The organism is Chamaesiphon sp. VAR_69_metabat_338 (assembly GCF_031423935.1).
Lineage (GTDB): Bacteria > Cyanobacteriota > Cyanobacteriia > Cyanobacteriales > Chamaesiphonaceae > Chamaesiphon.
Window position 1 is genome coordinate 1 of record NZ_JANPGM010000235.1, and the last position, 1606, is coordinate 1606.

The 1606-nt window shown below is 50.9% G+C and carries 1 protein-coding gene and 1 pseudogene; both read left to right on the plus strand.

What is annotated here, in order from left to right; all coding sequences use genetic code 11:
- The first annotated feature begins 293 nt into the window (after window positions 1–293).
- Window positions 294–1061 carry a 3-methyl-2-oxobutanoate hydroxymethyltransferase gene (gene panB / locus RMO84_RS06875; RefSeq protein WP_310487728.1) on the plus strand — a complete coding sequence of 256 codons (768 nt, stop codon included), beginning with the start codon at window positions 294–296 and terminating at the stop codon, window positions 1059–1061.
- Between the two features lie 88 nt (window positions 1062–1149).
- Window positions 1150–1606, plus strand: a pseudogene (locus tag RMO84_RS06880) (ketohydroxyglutarate aldolase); the annotation flags it as partial.

Below are 1606 nucleotides of genomic sequence, written 5' to 3' on the forward strand. Positions count from 1 at the left end.
CGTGGAAGCACCTTTCATCCCCAACATCTGGCGGGTCTTCGCACTCTTGGCTTCAGATGGCTCAACTGGTAGATCGCTCATAATAAAATTTAGGGATACTATTTTAGTCTAGGCTCTACACTAGAGTTTACTTCTAGCACAGCTCTCAGTCAAATCTTAGGGGATAGGGGATAGGGGATAGGGGATAGAGGATAGGGTTTGGGACGCTTACGTCCTTTTTAATCTCTTATTGTCTCCAAACCCCAACCCCCAAATCCCCCCTATTCCCTATCCCCTATCCCCTATTCCATCTCATGCCGACAGTTCGCCAGCTCTTACAATTCAAACCGAATGGAAAAAAGATTGTCGCGTTGACGGCATGGGATTTTGCGATCGCTCAAATTTTAGATGAAGCTGGGGTAGACCTCATTTTGGTTGGCGACTCGTTGGCGATGGTGACACTGGGATATGAAAATACCCTGCCGCTGACGCTCGATGAGATCGTCCACCATGCTAAGGCAGTCAAACGCGGTGTCAAAAATGCGCTGCTTGTCGTCGATTTGCCGTTTCTGAGCTATCAAACTAGTCCTGAGGTGGCAATTGCTTCAGCAGGTAGAATCCTCAAGGAAACAGGCGCACAGGCAGTCAAACTCGAAGGTGGGCATCCAGCGATGGTCGCCACGATCGCTAGACTGGTCGAAATTGGCATTCCCGTAATGGGACATATCGGTTTAACGCCCCAATCAGTCCATCAATTAGGCTATCGCCAACAAGGTCGGGACGAAGCAGATCGCGAGCGAATCATCGCCTCAGCAATCGCCCTAGAAGCCGCAGGCGCATTCTCGATCGTCCTCGAACATATCCCCGCAGATCTCGCCCAAGCGATCTCCCAAAAGCTCTCAATTCCCACTATCGGCATCGGGGCTGGTGTCGATTGTGATGGCCAAATCTTAGTTACCGCCGACCTCTTAGGACTAACAGCACGTCAACCACCCTTTGCAAAGGCTTATGTCAACTTACGATCGACGATCGCGCAAGCAGTACAAGATTATAGTACTGACGTCAAATCAGTCGATCGCTAAGTATTCCTCCGTGTCCCTCCGTGAAACCTCAGTGCCCCTCTGTCTTGACGCACTTAACCTGGAGGAAACCTCCAGAACGTTTGTCGCTGTGTTAAAAAAACACCACCTCAACCCCAATCCTCAAGATCGCTACAGCGACAACTGGCTCAAACTCGTCGCCCAAGAGCGGATAATTGCCGTCATTCGATCGACCCAACTGCACATCGGTCGTCAGATGGCTCACGCAGTCGCCGCTGGCGGGATTAAACTAATTGAAATTACTGCCAATAGCCATCGCCCGTGGGAGCTAATCGAGACACTGCGATCGGAATTACCACAATGCTCGATCGGTACGGGGACGATATTGAATCTCGCCGATCTCCACAACGCGATCGCCTGTGGTGCCGAATACATCTTTACGCCCCATGTCAATCTAGAGCTAATTCACACCGCAATTACTGCCAAAATCCCGATCGTGCCTGGAGCCTTAACACCGACCGAAATTATTACCGCATGGCAAGCTGGCGCGACAGCAGAGAAAGTATTCCCCATTCAAGCGGTGGGCG

Excerpts from the sequence above, each read along its gene's own strand:
- panB (WP_310487728.1), top strand. The coding sequence starts at position 294 with ATGCCGACAGTTCGCCAGCTCTTACAATTCAAACCGAATGGAAAAAAG.